The organism is Flavobacterium sp., from assembly GCF_043773265.1.
Lineage (GTDB): Bacteria > Bacteroidota > Bacteroidia > Flavobacteriales > Flavobacteriaceae > Flavobacterium.
On record NZ_JAYVFH010000006.1, the window covers coordinates 1 to 2,548 of the forward strand.

At 28.3% G+C, this 2,548-nt stretch carries 2 protein-coding genes; both read right to left on the reverse strand.

Features of this window, described 5'->3' with window-relative positions:
- Window positions 1–1,235, reverse strand: a 1,235-nt coding sequence (locus ACH2BO_RS00335; protein ID WP_395042764.1) for a hypothetical protein, incomplete at its 3' end; no start/stop codon positions are given.
- Between the two features lie 191 nt (window positions 1,236–1,426).
- Complete coding sequence (locus tag ACH2BO_RS00340) at window positions 1,427–2,425, reverse strand: hypothetical protein (protein ID WP_395042765.1); 999 nt, start codon at window positions 2,423–2,425, stop codon at window positions 1,427–1,429.
- Window positions 2,426–2,548 lie beyond the last annotated feature (123 nt).

Here is a 2,548-nt window from a genome sequence, read left to right on the forward strand (position 1 = left end):
TTAAATCTATAATCGTAATAATGGAGATAGTTATAATCGTGAGTAAGGTGTGCTAATCCTCTACCTCGATAATAATCTCCACCTGAGATATTACCGATTGGTTCAAACTCGTAAGTAGTAGTTAATTTTTGAGTTTCGTGGTATAGTTGAGCAAAAAAATGAATTTTTCTGACACAAGTGTTTATATCATATTTCTTTAGAGTATTGTTTATTTGTTTTGCAAATTCACGGTAATTTGCTTCGCTTACTCTTACATTCAAATCATTAGATTTTTTTAGAAATAATCTATCTTCATTTTTCTTTCCATCTTCTGCAATATCATCAAAAACAGATTGTTCAATAGTTATTAAATTCAATTTAAATTTTGGATTGGGACTAACTCCTCTGTCTGTACTTGGAACAACTTTTCCATCTAAATCTTTATAAGTTCTGTTTCCATTTTTGTCTTTAGGATTCCAACTAATTTGTCTAGTATCAAGTTTTCTTAATTCTGTAACTATATATTTTATATCATCAGCAGTATATTCTCTTTTTTTGCATAGGCATTCTTCCTGTTTAGTTTTGTTGCTTTCTGTTTTTTTAGAACCTAAAGTAAACTTATTCGTTTCTGCTGAAAGTCCGTCACATAATAGAAATGCTTTAAATTCAAAACCACCAAATTCAAAATTTGGATTTAATTTTTTTATTTCTTTTCTATTAACCTTAGTATCAAACGTGGAACGTTCCATTGAACCTAAATTTAATGTTTTTGAACAAATTGTTGTATTTGGTAAAACATTATTTATTTCGTCTATAAAAAAGTTTGCACGTCTTGAATCTAAATCTTTATTTGTGATAATGAATCTAAAATTATAATTCTCTGTGTCTTCCGAACAAGAATAAAATTGAATTTCAAGTTTTTTTTCTTTTTTCTTTTTTCGGTCTTTAAAAAATGGACTATTTGGGTCGCCAAATGGAGTTGATGCCCACATTTCATCTAAAATTTGTTCTCCAGTTTTAGCACTTCTAATTTGGTTTAAAGGATGATTATCAATTTCATTTATTACACTTTTTTCTAAATCAGATCTCTTTTGTGATGTATTTTCAAACATAGGAATATCTCCAATTAATCTAAACCAAACACCTTCGTTTGGTTGAACACTATCGTTTTGGTCGATAAAAAATAATCTATCAAAATTATAATCATTTCGATTTGATTTTAGTTTTTCATAATATTTTCTTTCGTCTTCTGTCATTCTTTTTCTTTTTTGCGTTTCTATTGAGTTTTGTGTAGCTCAAAGGTATCAGTTAACGTTCCGCCGCTTCTCGTCAGTTGCGAAGTTCGGAACTGATTATTTTCTGTTAAAGATAGAAATTCTCGCGAAACGTGAACGTGAACATACCACAAAACCCCAATTTCTTAAAACCGCTGTTATGCACAGGTTGATTAGCACTCTTTTAAATCTCTAACTAATTCCGGATTTTTTAAAGCATATATTAAAGTTTTTTTTAAAACTGTTTTGATAAAAATAAATATTTCATTTTCTGAAACTGCTTCTAATAGTTGTAATTTTTTTTTAAAGTCTAGAAAATTTCCATGTGCGATTGAACTTCTATAGTTGTAAAAGACTTCTATAACATTTCCAAGTTTTAAAGTATCTGGACCTTTTATGTAATCCGAAATTATTATAGGTTTTTCAAACTGATTATTTAATAAACTTAACTTAGTTTGCAATTGAACAGTTATAGATTTAAGTCTCTCTTGACTACTGTCAACAAGTAACATTTCTAGACAAGCAATATAGCTAACTATTTTAAAAACAGAATAGTCAGAAACTTCACGCGTTAAGAAGAAATCGTTTAATGCCTTATTTATGAATGGAAAATCTTCTTTAATTTTTTCGAATTCATTCAGTAAATTAATATATTCAATAACTTCTTTTTTGTCACTTTCTGAGAAACTATTTGGGTTCTGTCTTTTACGCCACGGTTGAATTACACTTAGTTCATTATAGTAAGTGAAAATACACAATTCACTGAATGATACTTTTATGCTAACTCCATTGTCATGATTTGAAAATGCAAAAGGAATGAAGTAATCTTTTTCAGCTAATGAAAAAGCCTTTGGATAAATTAAGTTATATCTATTAGAATTTGATTCTTCTAGAACTAAATAGCGAAAATCTTCTTTTACACGTTGTTTAGTCTGTATTCCATTTGGAGGAATGTCTTTAACTTTTTCAAACTCATGAAAGGTATTAGAAAATTCATTTTTAAATATTTGTGGTAATCTACTATTACAGATATACTGCTTTATGTTGATTTTTAAAGATAATAGGAGATTATCAGGAACATTTTTTAAAACCAAGTTTTCCGATATTATTATTTCTTCCTTTGGATCATTCTCTGTCAAGTTGTCTATAAAATAATAAATTTTGCTTTCCATAATAGGGGTTTTCAACTTGTGCATAACGTGTCGCCACTTGCGTTCAGTGGCGATTTTCACACACTGACGTAAACAAATATACCGAAAACTTTTAAAAAAAAAATATGATTGAAACAAAAAAAG